The sequence below is a fragment of the Sediminibacterium roseum genome (assembly GCF_009939005.1).
Classification (GTDB): domain Bacteria; phylum Bacteroidota; class Bacteroidia; order Chitinophagales; family Chitinophagaceae; genus Sediminibacterium; species Sediminibacterium roseum.
In genome coordinates, this window is sequence record NZ_JAACJS010000011.1 from 166,241 (window position 1) to 184,362 (window position 18,122).

The following is an 18,122-nucleotide window of genomic DNA, read 5'->3' on the forward strand; positions in this document are numbered from 1 at the left end:
TCTATTCAGCAGTTTTTTCTTTGGCAATTTTATTGACGCTCAACCTCATCGTTTCAAAGGCAAATTTCAGCGCATGGGCCAGTGTGGCTTTGGTTACGATATTGGAAAGGTCAATACCCAGGTGTACCACGGTTTGTGCGATCTCGGGGCGGATACCGCTGATGATGCATTCGGCCCCCATCAAACGCGTTGCGGCAACGGTTTTGATGAGATGTTGCGCCACCAGTGAGTCCACTGCAGGAACGCCGGATATATCAAGTATGGCGATGGTACTTCCGCTCGCTACTATTTCTTCGAGCAGGTTTTCCATTACTACCTGGGTACGCGAACTATCCAGTGTGCCAATAATGGGCAGGGCAAGTATGCCGTCCCAGACCCTGATCACAGGGGTTGAAATTTCAGTGATCTCGTCGGTTTGACGCAGGATCACATCTTCACGGCCCTTGATAAAAGTTTCAAAGGTTACGATACCCAATCCATCAATCAGTTTATTTACTTTCTGCGACGCGGCATATAAAGCATTCATATCGCCTTTGACCTCTTCCTGCAACACCTGGTTCAGGGCATCTTTGAGGCTGAACACATACAATCCCGTTTCCCGTGGAGAAAATCCCTGTTTGGCGCGAGAGATAGAAATGCCGGAAAGAATTTCTTTTACACCGTCGAGTTCCGTGGTATCCGCATCAACCATGTTTTGATCGGAGATTGATCTCAGCAGAGAATCGAGTAATTCATTGGACTGCTCACGAAGCTCTTCGTTACTCATCAGGTCCTCTCTTAATGCAGAGTCCGCAAGTTGCTTTGTCATCCAGTATTCCAATACCTGCCCTCTTTTTTTTTGTAACAGTTTGGCTACATCTGTTTTCATAGAAACGGTGTTTTGTTCAGTTAATCTTGGTTACGAATATAATGATTAGATATAATTTTTATCCCATCTTCCATTTTAAAATTGTGACCGATGTGCCTTTGCCCGGTTCGCTTTTGATGGCAAACTCGTTCACCAGCCTTTTGGTTCCGGGTAAACCCAATCCCAGGCTCTTCCCCGTAGAAAAACCATCTTTCATGGCCATATCTATGTCTTTGATACCCGGACCTTTGTCTGTAAATGTCAGCCGCACCCCGGTGTTCCTGTCTTCGGAAACGGTTTCGATCAGTACCACACCGCCGCCGCCGTATTTCAGCATGTTACGAACCAGTTCGCTGGCCGCCGTAATGAGCTTGGTCTGGTTTACCAACCCCATGCCGATCTTCACCGCGAATTCTTTTACGCGGTTGCGGAGCAGCACAACGTCCTGTTCCTTTACAATATGTATTAAGTCTTTATTCTGAACCGTCTTCATCGTCCGTGTTTTCAGATTCGTTGTACGAACCTACTTTCGTCCGAAGCAGTTCCATGCCCTTTTCAACATTGAGGGCGGTAGAGACCCCTTTGAGCTCAAGCCCAAGTTCTATTAATGTAATGGCAACGGCAGGTTGCATGCCCACCACCACCGTTTCGGCATCCATGATTTTGGACATGCTGCCGATATTGCCCAGTATACGACCCATAAAAGAATCTACGATTGACAAAGCAGAAATATCGATGAGAACGCCCCTGGCCTCCGTTTTATTCACCATTTGCACCAGGTCCGCTTCCAGTGTTGTGGCGAGCCGGTCGTAAAGGTCGATCTGGATCGTTACAAGTAAAAAATTACCCATCCTTAATATCGGTATCCTGTCCATTTTACGCCTTTGGTTTTTCCTTGATTGCCGTTTTCTTTACTTCTAACTGTAACAAGGCAAAAGAATATTTGAGCGCGCTGGCAAGTGTTGCTTTCGTTACGATATTGGAAAGATCAATACCCAGGTGCACAACGGTTTGTGCAATTTCCGGGCGTATACCGCTGATGATACATTCAGCGCCCATCAACCGGGTTGCCGCAACGGTTTTAATCAGGTGTTGTGCCACCAGTGAGTCTACTGCGGGTACACCGGAGATGTCAAGAATTGCGATCGTACTTCCGCTTTCAACAATTTCCTGTAACAGGTTCTCCATTACCACCTGTGTTCTTGAGCTGTCGAGCGTTCCAATGATCGGGAGCGCAAGGATCCCATCCCACACCCTTATCACCGGGGTTGATATTTCAGTGATCTCGCTTGTCTGACGGAGAATTACTTCTTCCCTCCCTTTGATAAAGGTCTCAAAAGTGGTTACCGCAAGATTGTCCATCATCGCATTTACCTTCAGGCTTGCTTCGTATAAAAAAGCCGGGTCGTCTTTATGGTCTTGCTGCAGTATTTCCTGCAATGAACTTTTCAGGCTGAAAATGTATAAGCCTGTTTCACGTGGCGTAAAACCCTGTCGCGCCCTTGAAATTGAAATGCCCGCGAGAAGCTCATTCACACTTTCAAATGCCTCCGACTGGGTGTCGGTCATGTTCCTGTCGGTGATGTTTTTAAGAAGCGTATCGAGTAGTTCATCGGACTGTTCTCTCAGATCTTCATTTGACATCAGGTCTTCCCGCAATGTATCGTTGGTCAGTTGACGTGTCATCCACGACTCCAGTATCTGCTTCTTTTTCTTCTGCAGGTGTTTTGTGATTTCTTTACTCATTGCTACGCTTTAGGGAAACAAGCTAGACTATTTATTTGCCATAGCCGAAAATAATTTGCTGCACCACATTAAAACAACTGTAATTTTTCAGATTCTGTAGTAATTTGGGTTAAATTTTCAGGGTTTATGACCAGAAAAACGTTTTTTCTGCTGGCCGATGATGACCGGGATGATATAGAGCTTTTGGAAGAATGTGTAAAATCCATCGACAACACGATCATTTTCAAAGCGGTACAGGACGGCAGGAAAGCCGTTGCGTTTCTACAGAGTTGCCCTGAAGACAAACTGCCTACAACCATCATCCTTGATTATAATATGCCGCACATCAATGGCCCGGGCATGCTCGACTGGCTCTGCGACGACACCAGGTACAACGGCATACATAAATTTGTATGGAGCACCGCTTTCCAGGAAGAATATGTGACTGCCTGTATGGAAAAAGGCGCAATCCGGTATTTTGTTAAACCCATCACCATGGAAGGCGTGGAAGAAATTGCAAGAACGATTATCGCAGTATCAAAAGAAAGCGCCTGACGTGTTGCCGACTCCGATCCATGAACCCCTATCCCAACCTCCATGTTAGCGTAAGCGTTCAACCTTGTTTACGTCCATAATCTAAAGCATATCAAGCAATAAATCGCGTATCCTGTTCCGCATGTTGAAGATCTTTACATCTTCGTGGTTACAGAGTAACACGATACCCAATTGCTTATCAGGTATAAGTGTGAGCATGGTACGATAGCCGGTATCACTGCCCCCGTGTTCGATATTTGTTGAACCTCGGTAGGGATAGGAGAACCAACTGAGCCCCACTGATACGTTTCGTTCTTTGTTGGCAAGAAAGGTGGGAGCCATCATCTGCCGGTGAGTGGCGGGCCGGATAATTTGCCTTCCCCGGTAACTGCCATTGTGCAGGTTCATAATGGCCCAGTGAGCCAATTCTTCCACGTTGGTATTCATTGTTGAGCTGGGAGCATGCATGCGGTTGTAGGGATAGACCTTAGCAACTTCTGCGGGACGATTGATGTGCGGGCTGGTACGCCTGGAAGGATCGATCTCGCTATAAATAAAACTGCTGTTATTCATATCCAAAGGCAGCAGGATATATTTCATTACATAGGATTCGAACGCTTCTCCCGATACTTTCGCAATGAGGGCGGCCATTATATCAAAAGCAATATTACTGTAATGGTATTCGCGACCCGGTTCGCTGATCAAAACAGAATCCTTTAATGTGCGCGTGTACCGTTCCGCAGCCCCCGGATCATTTAGGGCTTTCTCCCATTCATAGTCGTCTACATCTGGCATACCCGAGGTATGGTTCAACAGTTGTTTGATGGAGATCCGCGTGTAACGCGGATCTTTCATCCGGAAATAAGAAAGGTATTTTGTTAAGGGGTCATCTATATTCAACTGGCCATTTTCCGCCAGGTGCTTCACAGCAGTGGCCGTGAATGTTTTGGAGATGGATGCGATATGAAAATTGTGAAAGGTCTCCAATCGCTTGCCGGTAGCCTTGTTCGCCATGCCAAATGCCCGCATGTGTACGATGCTGTCGCCAAGCGTAATGGCCATAGCAATTCCCGGGATATTTGCGGTGTCTACCAACGACTGCACATATGAATCGATCTTGCTAAAGGCCTGCTCCCTTGGTGTTTGGCCGGAAGCAAGAATGGAACTCCCCAATAAACATAAAAGAACAAAACGTTGGATGGCAGTGCGCATGGTTCACTTTTTAGAATCATAAGACGGATAACCGCGCCGTAAGTTACAGTTAAGCGGGCCAGAGATTACGATCTGATTTCGAATGGTCGTATTACTTGACAACATGTTGATCCTGCATTCCTGCCACAACCAGCATGCTCCCTTTCCGGGGTCAAGCGGCGCGGATTCAGTATACCATCAACATGCAGCGTTATGCTAACCGGATCATTTAGCGTAAACTGTCAGCAAGCCTGTTATACCGTACAGAACTCATCTGCTCCCGGATCGCTTCCATCAATAAGGAAAATGCTTCTGCCGGCATAAAGGATCTACAACCTTTAAGCATACCCAAACTGTCCGCATCAGGCTGCGCGGGAACCGTGTATTTCATCCACAAAAGCATCACAGGAAAAGAGATCCCCTGCATGATGGACATCCTGTGCTGTACCAGTTCATCGTCGGTAAAATATTTTTGAAGCAATGGTTCCGTTACCGTTTCTTCTTCATAAATGTGTTCAAGATAACGGCTGTGGAATATAGAGAAATCGATATAAAAGCGATGGATCTCCTCCGCAGTCTCACTGCCGGTAAACGCGCGCATTCTTTGTTCCAGTGCATCCTGGATGCCTTCCAGTTCTTCATGATCCTGTTTGTCATGGTCAGAAGCGCCGGGCAACCGTTCTTCCAGATGCCGGAGTGTGTGTTCATTTTCCGTGTGAACATGATCTTTCAACAGAACGAACATATCATCACCCAATTGTATGAGTTGTTGCAGTTCCTGCGGGTTGGCGAAATCTGTGCATCCGAGGTAGAATGAAAATTGTGCGAGTACATTGCGCAGCCCCTTATGCGGCGCAGCAAAAGAAGAAATTCTTGGCATGTGACGTAGTTTTGATCACAAAATTGCCCCTCCTGCTTTGCACCCGATTGTAAAAATCCGTTTATCTATCGCGGGAGAAAAATTCCTTTGGTGTTTCGCCTGTGAACTGTTTGAATTCTTTGATGAAATGCGCCTGATCGTAAAATCCGGCTTCGTAAGCAGCTGCTGTAAATGAATCCTGCTTTTTTTGCTGGCCGATCAAATGGTGCATCCTTACGATCGAAGCAAACTTTTTAGGCGAGGCCCCCACCAACTGCCTGAACTTTTTTTCAAGAGGACTGTGGCTGGTATGAAGCTGCGTTGCGAGGTCCCTGATCCTGATGCTCCCTTTGTGCTGATTGATGATTGAAATGGCGGCCGTGATCATTTGGTCCGGTGTTGCCTCCCGCTTGCGGTTCAGAAGAAAATGTTCCATAACAGTTATGCGCTCCGCATCCGTCTTCGCCTCGCATAGCTGCTCTTCCAGTACCATCAATTCGGATCTCAACATCAGGTGGTCGAGCGAAACACTCTGCTGAAAAAGTTCGTGCAACGGGAACCTGAAGAACGTTGCTGCTCCGCCAGGATTAAAAAATACCAGTATTGTATTTGTGTGCCGGTCATTGCGAAAGATCCTTACATGGTCGCGCAAGCCGGTGATCCCGCTATGCGACAAAGCAACTTCCGTATTGTTTTCAATGTATGAAAGACGTCCTGAATATTGAAAACCGATCACGATACCCGTATCGGGTAAGACGCCATACGTTTCCTCTGTTTCTACTTTTGTGATCGCGAACGATTTTACAAAAGGTTGTAATTCGGCACAGGGTACATAGCTAGTTAAGCTCATACTGAAAAATACAAAAATTGCAGCGAATAACACTGAAACCCATAACCATTAACGTGCAAAAAAAAAGCTTCGATTTCAACCCTGCGTAAGAATGAAGCTATTAAAGCTACAGGCAAATGGTTGTATGGGTGTACCTTACGATTATATTTGCCTAATGGTTCATAAGGTCACAATCAACGAACTGCTCACAACACACGCCGCACTGCCCATCATGGATGTGAGGGCGCCGGCCGAATTTTCGCATGGCCATATACCCGGCGCATACAATCTTCCCCTCTTCACCAATGAGGAGCGCGCCCAGGTAGGAATTACCTATAAAGAGCAGGGCCGTGATGCTGCCGTATTACTGGGCTTTGATATCACGGGTCAAAAATGGTCAGGTTTTATTAAAGAAGCGCTGAACCAGGCCCCTGGTAAGAAAATAGCCGTTCACTGCTGGCGCGGTGGTATGCGCAGCGGTGCGATGGCATGGGCACTTGATTTTTACGGGTTTGATGTTTACCAACTGGAAGGCGGTTATAAAACCTATCGGAAGCATGTACTTGAACAGTTTGAAAAAGCCTATCCATTGCAATTGATTGGAGGGATGACGGGTTCGGGAAAGACCTTGCTTTTGCAGGCGCTGCGAAACAAAGGCGAGCAGGTTGTCGACCTGGAAGACCTGGCGCAACACCGCGGATCGAGTTATGGATCGATGAACCATCTTATGCAACCTACACAGGAACAATTTGAAAACAACCTGGCGCAGTCGTTGGCCAAACTGGATCCAAACAGGCGTATATGGCTGGAAGATGAAAGCGCGATGATCGGCAAATGCAGTATACCCCGCTCATTCTGGAAACAGATGCGTGAAGTTCCTTTGCTGAATATCAGCATTCCTTTTGAACAACGCGTTAATACCCTTGTTGCGGAGTATGGCAGCCTCGATAAATCGTTCCTCGCAGCATGCACCGGGCGGATATGGAAACGGCTCGGCCCCGAACAAACCAAGCGTGCTGTAGCGGCAATACAGGAGGACCGTATGGCTGACTTCATCCGTGAGGTGCTCCGTTATTATGACAAAACCTATACAACGGGATTGAACAACCGGCCGCCGGGTAGTGTAATGTCTGTTGACTTCGATCATACAGATGCGGCAGAACAGGCGGCACATATACTTGAACTAATAGCAAAACATGAACACACAGGAAATTAAACTGACACAATACTCGCATGGCGCGGGTTGCGGATGTAAACTGAGTCCCGCTGTATTGGACAGGATACTACACAGCGATGTTGCGAGGACCATTGATCCCAACCTGCTGGTTGGTAACGACAAGCGCGACGATGCGGCCGTGCTTGATTTAGGGAATGGAACCGCACTGATCTCCACCACCGACTTCTTCATGCCCATCGTAGACAGCGCTTATGATTTTGGCCGTATTGCATCAGCCAATGCGATCAGTGATGTATATGCGATGGGTGGCAAACCCGTATTGGCCATTGCAATACTGGGTTGGCCGATAGACAAACTGGCTCCGGAAATCGCGCAGGAAGTGTTGAAAGGCGCCCGCGCCATCTGTGCAGAAGCAGGCATCACCCTTGCCGGTGGCCACAGCATCGACTGCCCGGAACCCGTGTTCGGGTTGAGCGTGAACGGCCTGGTAAATACCCACCAGTTGAAACAAAACTCAACGGCTACCGAAGGCTGTCGCCTGTACCTCACAAAAGAGCTGGGCGTTGGCATTTTGTCTACGGCGCAGAAAAGAGGAATATTGCGGGAGGAAGACGCTGCTGTCGCGTTACGCAGTATGACAACGCTTAACAAGGCAGGTGAATTATTCGGCAAGCTATCATACGTAACGGCCCTCACAGACGTAACAGGTTTTGGCTTATTGGGTCATCTCACAGAAATGTGCGAAGGCAGCGGATTGGCAGCGGAAATCGAATTTGACAAAGTGCCTGTTATTCCTTCGGTGCCTTACTATCTTGAACAGAAATGTTTCCCCGGCGGCACCACGCGTAACTGGAACAGTTATGGAACAAAGATCAGCAGCCTCTCTGATGAGCAGAAATACATACTGGCCGATCCGCAGACCAGTGGTGGCCTGCTGGTGGCAATAGAGGAATCTCATGCAGAAGCATTCGAAAATATTTGGAGGCAAAACGACGTCTCAAAACATGATCCTGTTTCTTTTGGGAGGTTGGTCGCTAAAAACGCCGGGCATATTGTTACGGTTTTTTAGTTGTTCCTGGCAAGTCCATTATTGATACGCAAATGATTTTGACGCAAACCAAAATGAAGAAGTAAGGCTAAATACATTTTTTATCAGTCTACCTAATCCTTTCGGCTTAGGTAGACAATGCAGCCGCGAGATAATGAGATTGGATCCCTGGTTTCGCGACCAGGTTCGTTCCGAATCTGATAAACAACAGTATTGCTGTTCCGCCTTCTTATCGGTTCGCGTTCAAGATATCCTCCAGTTCCGCATCGTTCATACCGCAGGTTTTAAGCACCGAGATGATAAACCCGGTTTTTTGTACAGAATACGTTTCACGGGTCATTTCCTTGTCTTCTGTCAATTCTTTTTTGAGGCCGGCATATTTTTTTACGAGCCCCGGGTCTTTCCGCAGGGCATCCCTGAACGTGATGTGATTTTTGAGGGCCAGGCTGTCTGCCATACAAACGTAAAGATGATGGGCCTGGAACTTTTTTGATCGATCAGCAAAGGGTACGTGATCATCCACCCTGCCGAACGAGAAGCGTCCTTTTACACCCTGTTCACCTTTTGGATAATACCCTAGCGTGATCAGTCTCTGCTCAATTTCACTTAGCTGCGAAACGTGGAGCACAATGATGTCAATATCAAGTATCGGTTTAGCACATAGCCCCGGAACAGCGGTACTACCAACATGCTCGATATCTATGTTTATCCCCGTCAGCTTCATTGATATAACACCGCTGATGCTTTTGAATTCAGTCTTCCAACCGGGATTATAGGGTTCTATCAATTTTAGCATACACTATGATTCGCAGAAAGGGTAAAATTATCACTAAGCTGGCGGCATTTTTTCAAATGCAAAAATAATGTGGACCGATAAAATTGAAACCAGCGTGAAACTCACTTTCAAACGATCTATCAGGATTGTAAGGAGATGGTGGAGACTGTGTAAAATACCGTATCAATAAAAAACAATGTGGCAGAACTTACAAGAACGTTTTCATCATGCATGTCCTCTAAAATCAGTCCCAACTCTTTATTAAGGTAATCGTTTCTTCGGGTATTTTCAAACCCGTTATAAGCTAATAATTTTTTTATATTATCGATCTCAACCTGGGCGTCCGACACGATAAATGGTTGCTTCATAACGGCAAGCAGGGCATCGTTCTCTTTTGTAAATCCAACCAGTGAATAGGCAGTATTTGGAAATATAAGATTATGTAAAAGAATGCTGTTAAAAAACTCAAGCCATGTTGCGTAGTACACGGCATCATTCACTTTGATCACGTTCTTCCCATCTTTTGCCAAATAAACACGCGCTTCTCCACCCCTCGTCAGAAATCGATCTTCACCCGGGAGATCCGTAACCCATAAATTATTTTCCGTACTGTACTTTTCTAGCAGTTGGGCCTGCTCTTCTTTGATGACTGATTTACCTTCGAAGTCAATTTTAACCGTTGTACTTGTAGCAAAGCTTGCTGATAGGAGATTTCTGATTGTTGTGCAAGTATCCGATGGCCCCTCAATGACAGTTCCTGCAGTGATATTTTCAATTCTCTTTCGGGTATCATCGGGTAACATTTTACTGTAAAATTAATAAAAATATCGAGAATACATTCCCGCCTGAGATGTGATCGCTCAATACCCAATTAAACTAATATAAATTTTAATTAGCATATGTCCGTCTATGCCTGTCCAACTACGCCTATCGGATCGGTGGACGAGTCCAATAGAGGGAATGGAATCGAACCGGTGATGCCCATTCTGTTACTGTTGGGCACTACCGATGCAATAAATTGACACCAATCAATTTCCCGAACGATAGTGATTTCCCGCAATTAAACGCACTACAGCGGTTCAGTTGATCGGCCGGGCAATCTGCTCAAAAGACCTAGGGATTTGTTATCGGAATCCTGATATCACGTTTAATCGTATCAAGTACAATCGTACTCTGCAGTTTTGCGATATTGGAGACTTCTCCCAACTTGTCAACGAAAAAACTACGGTAAGACTTCATGTCGTGTACAATCACTTTGATCATAAAGTCATGTTCTCCTCCAACCGTGTAAAATTCAACAACTTCCGGAAAGGAGGTAATGGCCTTGATGAACTTTCGCCCATTTACAGAAGAATGTTCTTTTAAAACAATGTTCACAAAGAAAACAACGATCTGCTCAAATTTTTCCTGGTTTAAAATGGCTGCGTAGCGATCGATGATGCCATTTGCTTCAAGCCTCTTCAGCCTTTCATGTACAGGTGTCGGAGACATATTGACCCTGCTGGCCAGTTCCCGGATCGAAATCCGGGCGTCGTCCTGCAGCGCGTTTAGAATTTTGCAATCGTTTGAATCAAGTGCAAACGACCCCTGCGAAGGTTGTTCTTTCTTCATATTGAAAAGTTTAAGGGTAAGACCATTTGTTCTTATATATCAATTACAAAATCATCATTTGTTCTTATTTTTCCGCATCAGCAGAACAAATTTAAAATCAATTTATGTTGCATTGATGAAAATAATCTCCAGCAAAAAGAAAACAATCATTCTCTGTCTTGCTTGTTGTGCCATATTCTTTGAAGCATTCGACGTGTCTGTTGTAAACCTTTCGCTCACGACAATAGCTGCCGGATTTCATTTGTCGTTGGCCGATGCACAATGGATACAGACCATTTACCTTGTCAGTTTTGGAAGCTTCCTGCTTTTGGGCGGAAGATTGGTAGATGCCTACGGCCACAAGAAAATCTATCTCGCGGGAATGGGGATCTTTGGCGCCGCATCTGCATTTGCCTTCCTGAGCGCCAGCCTACCCCCGCTCCTGCTCATCAGGGGCCTGCAAGGGTTTGGGGCCGCACTTGCTATGCCTGCCGGGATTGCCATGCTTTCCGCTTATTTCGGGGAAGGAAAAGAAAGAAATACTGCGTTTGGAATCTTCGGGTCTTTTGCAGCATTGGGGTTCGCAATGGGCTTGGCACTCGGCGGCATCATCACTGCATATGTTGATTGGCACTGGATCTTCAGCATTAATGTTCCCGCATTTATCCTGATCCTTTTTACAGGAATACTGATCCCGAACGATGCGCCGGCTGGTGTTGGAATGCCTGCATACACAAGTTCGCTTTGGCTGATTGCATCGCTCATCCTGCTCAGTTATGCTACACACGAACTGCCCTTGCTGCAGTGGAAAGGCATTGCCGGCATCGGGATTGCGTTGGTATCAATATATGCACTGCTGCGTTACGACCGTAAAACAAAAGCTCCTTTTTTCAATGAGAACATCTTTAATCCTGCAGCTTTAAAGGCACAATTGTGCTCCGTACTGCTTGGGGCAGGATTTTTAAGTTTTGTTTTTATTGCCACGCTTGCACTGTCGCAGGAATTTAATTTAGACAGTAAAACGATAGGCCTCGTGTTGTTCCCGTTCAGCATTGTTTCCGCATTGGTATCAAAATACCTGTTGCCATTGTTGTTCGCCCGAACGGGTGTGGTTAACACGACAGGTATCGCTTTTACCATGCTTTTTATCGGGTCGGCATTGCTGCTGATCACTTTGGAGTTCCATTGCTTACCGCTGCTTGTTATAGCAATTGCATTGGTGAACAGCCTGGGTATTGCCATCGCCTATCCAGCGCTAACCATCCTTTCGCTTACAGGTGTAAAGAAAGAAAATCAAGGAACAGCTGCCGGAATGCAATCATCCTTATACACGATCGGAACCAGTATCGGCATTTCTATTACCGGGCTTTTTTTTAAATCATTCAGCCAGGTACCTGGTAACCTGCCGCTGTTTGCACCGGCCATTTTTATTATGCTTTTACCTGGAGCAGCTATTGTTATCCTCAAGACCCGGGCATTGCATTAAAAATACCCTATACAAACAGGTCAGCCCCGGCATGGTATGAGGGCCGCTATAAATTAACATACCCGTTTTTCAATGCGTACAATACCATTCCGACCCTCGAATTCACGTTCAGTTTTTTGAAGATCTCTGCGCGGTATCCATCGATCGTTTTTTCGCTTTTGAACATCTCGGCGGCGATCGCCTGGTAGGTCTTTTCACTGCATGCCAGTTTAAGAAAGGTCAGTTCATTTTCATTCAAGCGCATAAAGCCATTCAGGTCGCTGGTTTCGTCTACGATCTGGTTGATGGACCGCATCACTTTTCTCGAAACGATATCATTGTAAAAAAAACCGACGGACAGCAATTCTGAAAATGCAAGTTTGAGTTCTGCCAGGTCTGCATCTTTTAAAATATATCCTTTCGCCCCGCACCGTATCATTTTAATAATGGCGGTATCGGAATCCATCGTGCTCAATGCCAGTACTTTTACCTGGGGATGGTTGTTTTTGATCCATTCGCAGGTGGCGAACCCATCCATTTCGGGCATCGAGATATCGAGCAGCACGATATCGGGCAGATCAGCAGTGTTGAGCGCCTCAATGAATTCCTTACCATTTGCCGCTTCGATGATGACCTTGTAGTTCGGGAAAACGCCGATGAGCAAAGCGAGCCCTTTGCGGAACAGGGTGTGATCGTCCACGATGGCAACGGATATCATGTCAGACATAATCGGTCTTTATTTTTACAGTTGTTCCCTGCCCGGGAATACTATGGACCTCCGCATTGCCACCGATCATTTCTGTCCGCTTAAAAATATTCTGAATACCCAGGCCTGAATGTTGTTTTCTTTCCTGATGGAAGTTAAACCCTTTTCCGTTGTCCGTGATACAAATCTGCAACGCCCCTTCGCGATACGAGAATACGATCATAACAGCATCTGCCGATGCATGTTTCACAATGTTCTGAAGGCATTCCTGTATTACCCTGAATAAAATAAGTTCTTTCTGGTTATTGATGCGCTCTTCGTGGCCTTGTACCTCGAGGCTTACGTTCATCATGCCGATCCGGTTGATCCGTTGTACTTCCTGTTCAACTGCCGGAACGAGCCCTAAAATACGGATCCTGTCGCCACTCAATCCTTTTGCCAGATCGCGCAGGTCGGTAACGGCCTTGCTCACGTTTTCCCGGGCATCATTGAGTAGCAACTTGTCTGTCGTTTCACGTTCATCTATGATGTTGAGTTGTACATTCACGAGGCTTAATATCTGCCCCACATTATCGTGAATCTCCTGGCTGATTGAATTGAAGATCTGTTCCTGTATTTCGAGTTGTGTATTCGACAGCTCGTTTTCGAACAACAGCTGCATCTGTTTCTTTTCGGCTTTGAGGCGGTAAAATTTCTTAAAATAAAAGATCAGGAACCCAAAAAAACAAATAACGAACCCGCAAAAGAAAAGCGCGGCCAGGGCTATGGTAAGGGTTTCGTCTTTCATTTTTTACGAAAAAGAATGATCGAAAATATGATACAGGAGAATGCAAAAACGAAATTATGCAATTTCCAAAGATCGCCAACGTACTTCAACTCGTCGTTACTGTAATTGTTGAGTTTGCCCCGGTCGACCAGCATTTTGAAGAACGACCAGATCACGGCAGATATGGCGGCATAAAACAAGATAACGGAAAGGAACCAGAATTCTTTCTTGCGCCATACAGGTACCTCTTCCATCATGGTAAACTCCTGTATGTAATAACACACGACGTTGATAAGAATAAAAAGACTGAACGAAATGTAATAGATGCTTGCAAAGGAATTGTTATCGATGAAATACCCGGTAGATGTGGCGTACAACACCAGTATGGCACACAACAAAAAAGCATTCACATAGCGGTATGCCTCTTTCCGGAAAACCTGCCTGAAGAAAAAGAACATATCCAGCGTCCAAAGAAGGGGAATAACATTGTACACGCGTAAATTGTTATCCCCCTTGTCGTAAATATAATCTGCCGTCAGAAATCCGACACAACAGATCACGAAAAAAAGCAGCGCCCAATGTTTCCCCTTGAGCTCGATCGATCTGTACCTGACCAGGAAGACCGATAGCGGAAGGAAGGGCGCGATGCCATCCAGGTAAAAGAAAAGTAGTTTGTTAATCACAGGATTGGATTTTAAAAGAACGGTCTGGTTTACTTAAAGTACTCTTTCCATTTGGCGCTGGCCTCTTCGCTGTATGTAATGATCGTGAAATTTTTCCCGTCCAGTACAACATGATTGGTGTTATGGGCGCCGGGTGGATTTGGGATCGCCTCCTCAGGATCGTCGGGCGAAAACTTCAACACTTTTACGATCGCGTTTTGCTGCTGTTCCTCAGAAATAAGGGATGGCGCAACGGTTACAAATACTTTTGCATCGTCGTCTACCGCAAGCGATAGCACGAGTGAGTTGTAGTCGCCTGTGTCCAGCGCAGCCTTTATCTTTTCCAGGCTTTCGGGCGACAGGATGAAGTTCATGTTCTGGCAATAATTTTTGCTCATACGGTTTGGTTTAAAGTGAATGAATGCTACAAACTACAATGCATTTTATTGGCAGACAACCGCTTCCGGTCGAAACAGGATAATACTTCATAGAAAGCAGGGAAATCCCTTGGCGTAAAACCGTGCTTTCCCTCTTTCCACAGCCTGCGCCCCGCGGTACGTTTGTATCACGGCTTCCGGTACACACAACGATCCCTTCATTCAAACATACGTTATGAACCCACTTGCTGCAATGCTTAAGGCCATTTTAATCATACATACGATCCCCGGATTTCATTTGACCGGATGACCGTATGGTTGAGGAGGGTGACACAACAAGGTATCGGTTTCTACCGCCTGATCACTTGTATTCCCCTGTTGCACCTTCCGGCTTCCTCTTTTTAAATTTTTTTTCACCTGGATCGATTGCGGGGTATCGCGGTCTGGTCTACCAATCATTACTAACTATGCGATTACGTTTAACAATCTTTGCCGGAATCCTGGTATTGAACATTCAGCTGTTGCTTGCACAGGCAACGCTGCCCAAAGTATCGGTGGATGTAGACCCTGGAAGTGCGGTCTTTACCGGCGCTGTCGGTCTTCCTTTCGATGTTCCCTTCAACATCCGCGGACCGATCGCTGAAAACCTGAAAAAAGTCACATTGACTTATAAGGTTAACTCTTATAAAAAGTGGATGAGCGCTGCCGATAAAAATTTACATACAACCTCTCCCTGGACAAAAGAAGCGGGCAGGTCCTCTGCGGATAACAAATTTACCCTGGCGATGGAAGCTATCTATCCCAACACGTCGTACACGTTCCATTTCAGGTTCTTCAGCACACCCATCATCGATGCCACCAAAAAGAAGACCCTGTACGGCTCTTTGTTCAATTCGATCGATGCTTATATAAAGGGACACGATTTTACCAATCCAGCAAGTTTGAGCAATGAGTTGAACACACAGATCACGAAAATGATCGGTTCCAAGCTTTATGATGAAACAGGAAATGAATACAAGGTCAACGCCATGGATCCTGAAATGCAAAAGTTCACCAGGCAGATGATAGATATCCAAAATCAAATCACAAAAGACAGTACCAATATCTACGCCGCTATTCCCTCTTGCGAGGATCCCAGATACGCCGGTTTTTTAAGTCGCCTCAAAACGTTACGGAGTGATACGGGCTTGCTCAACGCAACTACAAAAGCGATGCTCAAGGCTCCCGTTTCCGTTGACCTCGCTGATTTCAAAACGCTGACCATGACAGACCTGGTAAAATTATGGGTTGATCCGACCAAACCGATACAGGCAGTGTTGAAAGGATTGCGGAAGATCGAGAACGGAAGAACGATCGCCGTTAACGAATTTCATGAACCTTCGGCTAAATTATTGACTGCCTTTCTGACCGTGCTGGACAACAAAGAAATAAGAAAAAAAGACGGCGTTAATTATTTTCAGCCAGATGAAGCGTTCATCCGCGAACTCCTGATAAATGTAGATAATATTATCGGGCTTCAGGCAGACTGGCATTCCCAGATCGTAACCCGCAGTAAACTGGTGGACGAGTTCCCGGACATCATCGCGAGCCATTACGTGATAAGCAGTTTTGATGTACAGGATCGGTCCAACCCGGATGTAACCGCACAGGACAATGCATACATCGGCCTCGATTTTGGTTTTGCAGACACTTATGCGTATGGGCATCAAATATTCTTATACGAGGGTGTGAATTTTTACCTCGTGCCCATCAACAAGAACGCGCCCCTATCGACAATCCATGGATTCTGGAGGCAGGTTGCAAAACGTTTTTCAATTCACCTCGGCCTGACGCAAAGTGTAATGGGCACGCCTAACAAATTGTATGAGCCATTGATCAACAATGTCGGCAGCATCATGATCGGCGCAGGTTTCCGGATCAACCGGTTCATTCATGTGAACTGGGGAGAGATGCTCTTTTTTGAAAAAGACGTTAACCCGCTCATCGATCACAAACGTTTGGCATACAGGCCCACTGCATCGGTCACGTTCGACCTCGTGTCGATGAAAGCCATCGGCAATTTTTTAACCAAAATCGGAATCAAATAAATCAAATCATATGAGCATTCTACAACCAACCATCGTTTCCCTCAACCCAGTTGAGCCCATTGCAATCGTTTTCAACCATGAAACCCAAAAAGGCGTTTCTGCCAACCTGCAGATCACCTATGGGGTTACCGATAACGCCTGGTTGCAAGGCCGGCCGGATATTCATTTCATCGCACTTTTACGCGCAACAGCCGCCCCTTATCATGTTGTGGGTGGTACGCCCAACGCGGCAAGAAGGGCATTGCTGAACCAGCAAAGCGATCAATTCACTTTTGATTTTTCGCTGGAAACCACTTCGCAGATCATCGGGCAAGCTTTTCCCGTTTCTTTTATGCTGTGTGTGTATGATATGGCTGATCCGGTTATGGTTCAACGATGCGACATACGTTCTTATTCCGTCACCCTACAATAACATTTGTATGAAAAATAAAATCTACATTACTCTATACATGGCTGCGTGCTTCTTGTTATTACATGCATGCAGCAAAGACCAGGCGTCCATTACACAGGACCAGATCATCCGGCTTACGGTTGCCGATACCGCGGGTCTGAAAGCGGATGGCAAACGTGTAGTGACCCTCACGGCGCATATCGACAAGGATGCAGCGGATGCGTATCGGAATGTAATCTTCAATTTAAGTACAGGCCTCGGAACGTTTCTAAGCAGCGCATCCTCAACAAGCAGTACCGTAGCAGCAGATGCATCGGGCACGGCAGTCATTTCTTTCAAGGTAGGCGCCCTGCCGGGCAGTTATTTCGTTTCGGCACAGGTGGGCACCGGCGCACAGCTTGCCAAAACAGCGGATATACCCATCGTGTTGGGTGCCTTGTCTTACAGCGATAAATTACAACTCACGCCCACTGCACCGGCACCCGCCGCTGACGGTGTGAGCCTGGTTACCTTTAACATAACCGCGAAATATGTGACTGAAAAATCGGTAAAGGTCAAGACCAACCAGGGAAGCTTCCTCAATGCTTCCGCACCACAAGAACTTGCCGTGGCGCTGGACGATCAGGGCAACGGGTCATTTGTATTACAAGTGGGTAACACGGTAACGCCGTATACGATCACGGCAGCTTTCCAGGACAATACAACTGCGGTCGTGAATTTTACCCCCAAAGTAAGTTTGCCGGATACACTGATCGCCGAACCATCGGCCATCAAAGTGGATACGGTCGGCACGCCTGTGATCATTGCCACACGGCTTTTGAAGAACCAGGTAAATGCCAAAGTGAGCGTGGGTACACAAGCCTCTTTTTTTGCTTACCAGCTCAATGGAACCACCAGGGTTGCCGTTGGCCGCTTTACAAATACTGCCGCTGCCATCAGTGATGCCAGCGGGGCGGTGCCTGCCGTCAATTTTTATGGCGATACGGGGGGCCTCAACAAAAACCTGCCGGTCTACATCGAAGTTTCTGCAGACCGCATGACAACAGGCAAGGTTACGCAAACCATTCAACTCTCCATCAAACAATAGTTTTGT

Annotated in this window: 21 protein-coding genes; 7 read left to right on the top strand and 14 right to left on the bottom strand. The window is 46.3% G+C overall.

Annotation, left to right across the window (positions count from 1 at the left end; all coding sequences use genetic code 11):
- Position 1: 1 nt before the first annotated feature.
- From GWC95_RS06015 to GWC95_RS06030, 4 genes are read right to left on the bottom strand one after another with little or no spacing between them, the layout of a single operon-like run.
- Positions 2–868, bottom strand: coding sequence for an STAS domain-containing protein (locus GWC95_RS06015; protein WP_161817789.1), 867 nt, complete (start codon positions 866–868; stop codon positions 2–4).
- A 58-nt stretch (positions 869–926) separates the two neighbouring features.
- The gene (locus tag GWC95_RS06020) at positions 927–1,340 is read right to left on the bottom strand and encodes an anti-sigma regulatory factor (RefSeq protein ID WP_161817790.1); all 414 of its coding nucleotides are present in this window, start codon (positions 1,338–1,340) and stop codon (positions 927–929) included.
- Positions 1,321–1,722 (bottom strand): STAS domain-containing protein, encoded by a 402-nt coding sequence (locus tag GWC95_RS06025; RefSeq protein WP_161817791.1) that lies wholly within the window; start codon positions 1,720–1,722, stop codon positions 1,321–1,323. The genes GWC95_RS06020 and GWC95_RS06025 overlap by 20 nt, the downstream gene beginning before the upstream one ends.
- A gap of 1 nt (position 1,723) precedes the next feature.
- Complete coding sequence (locus tag GWC95_RS06030) at positions 1,724–2,593, bottom strand: STAS domain-containing protein (protein WP_161817792.1); 870 nt, start codon at positions 2,591–2,593, stop codon at positions 1,724–1,726.
- Positions 2,594–2,719: 126 nt separating this feature from the next.
- Between GWC95_RS06030 and GWC95_RS06035 the strand changes: the two genes are divergently transcribed.
- On the top strand, positions 2,720–3,127 hold the full coding sequence (locus GWC95_RS06035) for a response regulator (RefSeq protein WP_161817793.1): 408 nt from the start codon (positions 2,720–2,722) through the stop codon (positions 3,125–3,127).
- Between the two features lie 81 nt (positions 3,128–3,208).
- Here the strand turns inward: GWC95_RS06035 and GWC95_RS06040 are convergent, their stop codons facing one another.
- The 3 genes from GWC95_RS06040 to GWC95_RS06050 form a co-directional block, all read right to left on the bottom strand.
- Entirely contained in the window at positions 3,209–4,318 is a 1,110-nt protein-coding gene (locus tag GWC95_RS06040; protein ID WP_161817794.1) for a serine hydrolase domain-containing protein, read from the bottom strand.
- A 208-nt stretch (positions 4,319–4,526) separates the two neighbouring features.
- Positions 4,527–5,177 carry a hemerythrin domain-containing protein gene (locus GWC95_RS06045; RefSeq protein ID WP_161817795.1) on the bottom strand — a complete coding sequence of 217 codons (651 nt, stop codon included), beginning with the start codon at positions 5,175–5,177 and terminating at the stop codon, positions 4,527–4,529.
- Between the two features lie 61 nt (positions 5,178–5,238).
- Positions 5,239–6,006, bottom strand: coding sequence for a helix-turn-helix domain-containing protein (locus GWC95_RS06050; RefSeq protein WP_161817796.1), 768 nt, complete (start codon positions 6,004–6,006; stop codon positions 5,239–5,241).
- A 91-nt stretch (positions 6,007–6,097) separates the two neighbouring features.
- Between GWC95_RS06050 and mnmH the strand changes: the two genes are divergently transcribed.
- Complete coding sequence (gene mnmH / locus GWC95_RS06055) at positions 6,098–7,201, top strand: tRNA 2-selenouridine(34) synthase MnmH (RefSeq protein ID WP_237722088.1); 1,104 nt, start codon at positions 6,098–6,100, stop codon at positions 7,199–7,201.
- Entirely contained in the window at positions 7,182–8,231 is a 1,050-nt protein-coding gene (selD, locus tag GWC95_RS06060) for a selenide, water dikinase SelD (RefSeq protein WP_161817797.1), read from the top strand. The genes mnmH and selD overlap by 20 nt, the downstream gene beginning before the upstream one ends.
- A gap of 208 nt (positions 8,232–8,439) precedes the next feature.
- Here selD and GWC95_RS06065 read toward each other — a convergent pair whose 3' ends face one another.
- From GWC95_RS06065 to GWC95_RS06075, 3 genes are all read right to left on the bottom strand, one after another.
- On the bottom strand, positions 8,440–9,006 hold the full coding sequence (locus GWC95_RS06065; RefSeq protein WP_161817798.1) for a GrpB family protein: 567 nt from the start codon (positions 9,004–9,006) through the stop codon (positions 8,440–8,442).
- Between the two features lie 119 nt (positions 9,007–9,125).
- Positions 9,126–9,788: a putative polyvalent protein kinase domain-containing protein gene (locus tag GWC95_RS06070; protein ID WP_161817799.1), complete on the bottom strand. Its 663-nt coding sequence runs from the start codon at positions 9,786–9,788 to the stop codon at positions 9,126–9,128.
- 310 nt (positions 9,789–10,098) lie between these two features.
- Complete coding sequence (locus GWC95_RS06075; protein WP_161817800.1) at positions 10,099–10,596, bottom strand: Lrp/AsnC family transcriptional regulator; 498 nt, start codon at positions 10,594–10,596, stop codon at positions 10,099–10,101.
- 115 nt (positions 10,597–10,711) lie between these two features.
- Here GWC95_RS06075 and GWC95_RS06080 point away from each other — a divergent pair, with 115 nt between their 5' ends.
- Positions 10,712–12,061: an MFS transporter gene (locus GWC95_RS06080; RefSeq protein ID WP_161817801.1), complete on the top strand. Its 1,350-nt coding sequence runs from the start codon at positions 10,712–10,714 to the stop codon at positions 12,059–12,061.
- Positions 12,062–12,107: 46 nt separating this feature from the next.
- Here the strand turns inward: GWC95_RS06080 and GWC95_RS06085 are convergent, their stop codons facing one another.
- Genes GWC95_RS06085 through GWC95_RS06100 form a run of 4 tightly spaced genes read right to left on the bottom strand, consistent with a single transcriptional unit; the run spans position 12,108 to position 14,572 of the window.
- The gene (locus GWC95_RS06085) at positions 12,108–12,767 is read right to left on the bottom strand and encodes a response regulator transcription factor (protein ID WP_202630233.1); all 660 of its coding nucleotides are present in this window, start codon (positions 12,765–12,767) and stop codon (positions 12,108–12,110) included.
- On the bottom strand, positions 12,760–13,533 hold the full coding sequence (locus tag GWC95_RS06090) for a sensor histidine kinase (RefSeq protein ID WP_161817802.1): 774 nt from the start codon (positions 13,531–13,533) through the stop codon (positions 12,760–12,762). Before GWC95_RS06090 ends, GWC95_RS06085 begins: the two co-directional genes overlap by 8 nt.
- Positions 13,530–14,195, bottom strand: a complete 666-nt coding sequence (locus GWC95_RS06095) for a hypothetical protein (RefSeq protein WP_161817803.1) — start codon at positions 14,193–14,195, stop codon at positions 13,530–13,532. Before GWC95_RS06095 ends, GWC95_RS06090 begins: the two co-directional genes overlap by 4 nt.
- 29 nt (positions 14,196–14,224) lie before the next feature.
- The gene (locus tag GWC95_RS06100; RefSeq protein ID WP_161817804.1) at positions 14,225–14,572 is read right to left on the bottom strand and encodes a hypothetical protein; all 348 of its coding nucleotides are present in this window, start codon (positions 14,570–14,572) and stop codon (positions 14,225–14,227) included.
- A 446-nt stretch (positions 14,573–15,018) separates the two neighbouring features.
- On the opposite strand from GWC95_RS06100, the gene GWC95_RS06105 reads away from it, so the two are divergent.
- From GWC95_RS06105 to GWC95_RS06115, 3 genes are read left to right on the top strand one after another with little or no spacing between them, the layout of a single operon-like run.
- Positions 15,019–16,638 (top strand): hypothetical protein, encoded by a 1,620-nt coding sequence (locus tag GWC95_RS06105; RefSeq protein ID WP_161817805.1) that lies wholly within the window; start codon positions 15,019–15,021, stop codon positions 16,636–16,638.
- A gap of 10 nt (positions 16,639–16,648) precedes the next feature.
- Positions 16,649–17,050, top strand: a complete 402-nt coding sequence (locus GWC95_RS06110) for a hypothetical protein (RefSeq protein ID WP_161817806.1) — start codon at positions 16,649–16,651, stop codon at positions 17,048–17,050.
- A gap of 7 nt (positions 17,051–17,057) precedes the next feature.
- A complete protein-coding gene (locus GWC95_RS06115; protein WP_161817807.1) occupies positions 17,058–18,116 on the top strand; it encodes a hypothetical protein in 1,059 nt (352 codons plus the stop codon).
- Positions 18,117–18,122 lie beyond the last annotated feature (6 nt).

Bases quoted from the DNA above. Each gene is read 5' to 3' on its own strand.
- GWC95_RS06015 (WP_161817789.1), bottom strand. From the start codon at position 868: ATGAAAACAGATGTAGCCAAACTGTTACAAAAAAAAAGAGGGCAGGTA.
- GWC95_RS06020 (WP_161817790.1), bottom strand. From the start codon at position 1,340: ATGAAGACGGTTCAGAATAAAGACTTAATACATATTGTAAAGGAACAG.
- GWC95_RS06025 (WP_161817791.1), bottom strand. From the start codon at position 1,722: ATGGACAGGATACCGATATTAAGGATGGGTAATTTTTTACTTGTAACG.
- GWC95_RS06030 (WP_161817792.1), bottom strand. From the start codon at position 2,593: ATGAGTAAAGAAATCACAAAACACCTGCAGAAGAAAAAGAAGCAGATA.
- GWC95_RS06035 (WP_161817793.1), top strand. From the start codon at position 2,720: ATGACCAGAAAAACGTTTTTTCTGCTGGCCGATGATGACCGGGATGAT.
- GWC95_RS06040 (WP_161817794.1), bottom strand. From the start codon at position 4,318: ATGCGCACTGCCATCCAACGTTTTGTTCTTTTATGTTTATTGGGGAGT.
- GWC95_RS06045 (WP_161817795.1), bottom strand. From the start codon at position 5,177: ATGCCAAGAATTTCTTCTTTTGCTGCGCCGCATAAGGGGCTGCGCAAT.
- GWC95_RS06050 (WP_161817796.1), bottom strand. From the start codon at position 6,006: ATGAGCTTAACTAGCTATGTACCCTGTGCCGAATTACAACCTTTTGTA.
- mnmH (WP_237722088.1), top strand. From the start codon at position 6,098: ATGAAGCTATTAAAGCTACAGGCAAATGGTTGTATGGGTGTACCTTAC.
- selD (WP_161817797.1), top strand. From the start codon at position 7,182: ATGAACACACAGGAAATTAAACTGACACAATACTCGCATGGCGCGGGT.
- GWC95_RS06065 (WP_161817798.1), bottom strand. From the start codon at position 9,006: ATGCTAAAATTGATAGAACCCTATAATCCCGGTTGGAAGACTGAATTC.
- GWC95_RS06070 (WP_161817799.1), bottom strand. From the start codon at position 9,788: ATGTTACCCGATGATACCCGAAAGAGAATTGAAAATATCACTGCAGGA.
- GWC95_RS06075 (WP_161817800.1), bottom strand. From the start codon at position 10,596: ATGAAGAAAGAACAACCTTCGCAGGGGTCGTTTGCACTTGATTCAAAC.
- GWC95_RS06080 (WP_161817801.1), top strand. From the start codon at position 10,712: ATGAAAATAATCTCCAGCAAAAAGAAAACAATCATTCTCTGTCTTGCT.
- GWC95_RS06085 (WP_202630233.1), bottom strand. From the start codon at position 12,767: ATGTCTGACATGATATCCGTTGCCATCGTGGACGATCACACCCTGTTC.
- GWC95_RS06090 (WP_161817802.1), bottom strand. From the start codon at position 13,533: ATGAAAGACGAAACCCTTACCATAGCCCTGGCCGCGCTTTTCTTTTGC.
- GWC95_RS06100 (WP_161817804.1), bottom strand. From the start codon at position 14,572: ATGAGCAAAAATTATTGCCAGAACATGAACTTCATCCTGTCGCCCGAA.
- GWC95_RS06105 (WP_161817805.1), top strand. From the start codon at position 15,019: ATGCGATTACGTTTAACAATCTTTGCCGGAATCCTGGTATTGAACATT.
- GWC95_RS06110 (WP_161817806.1), top strand. From the start codon at position 16,649: ATGAGCATTCTACAACCAACCATCGTTTCCCTCAACCCAGTTGAGCCC.
- GWC95_RS06115 (WP_161817807.1), top strand. From the start codon at position 17,058: ATGAAAAATAAAATCTACATTACTCTATACATGGCTGCGTGCTTCTTG.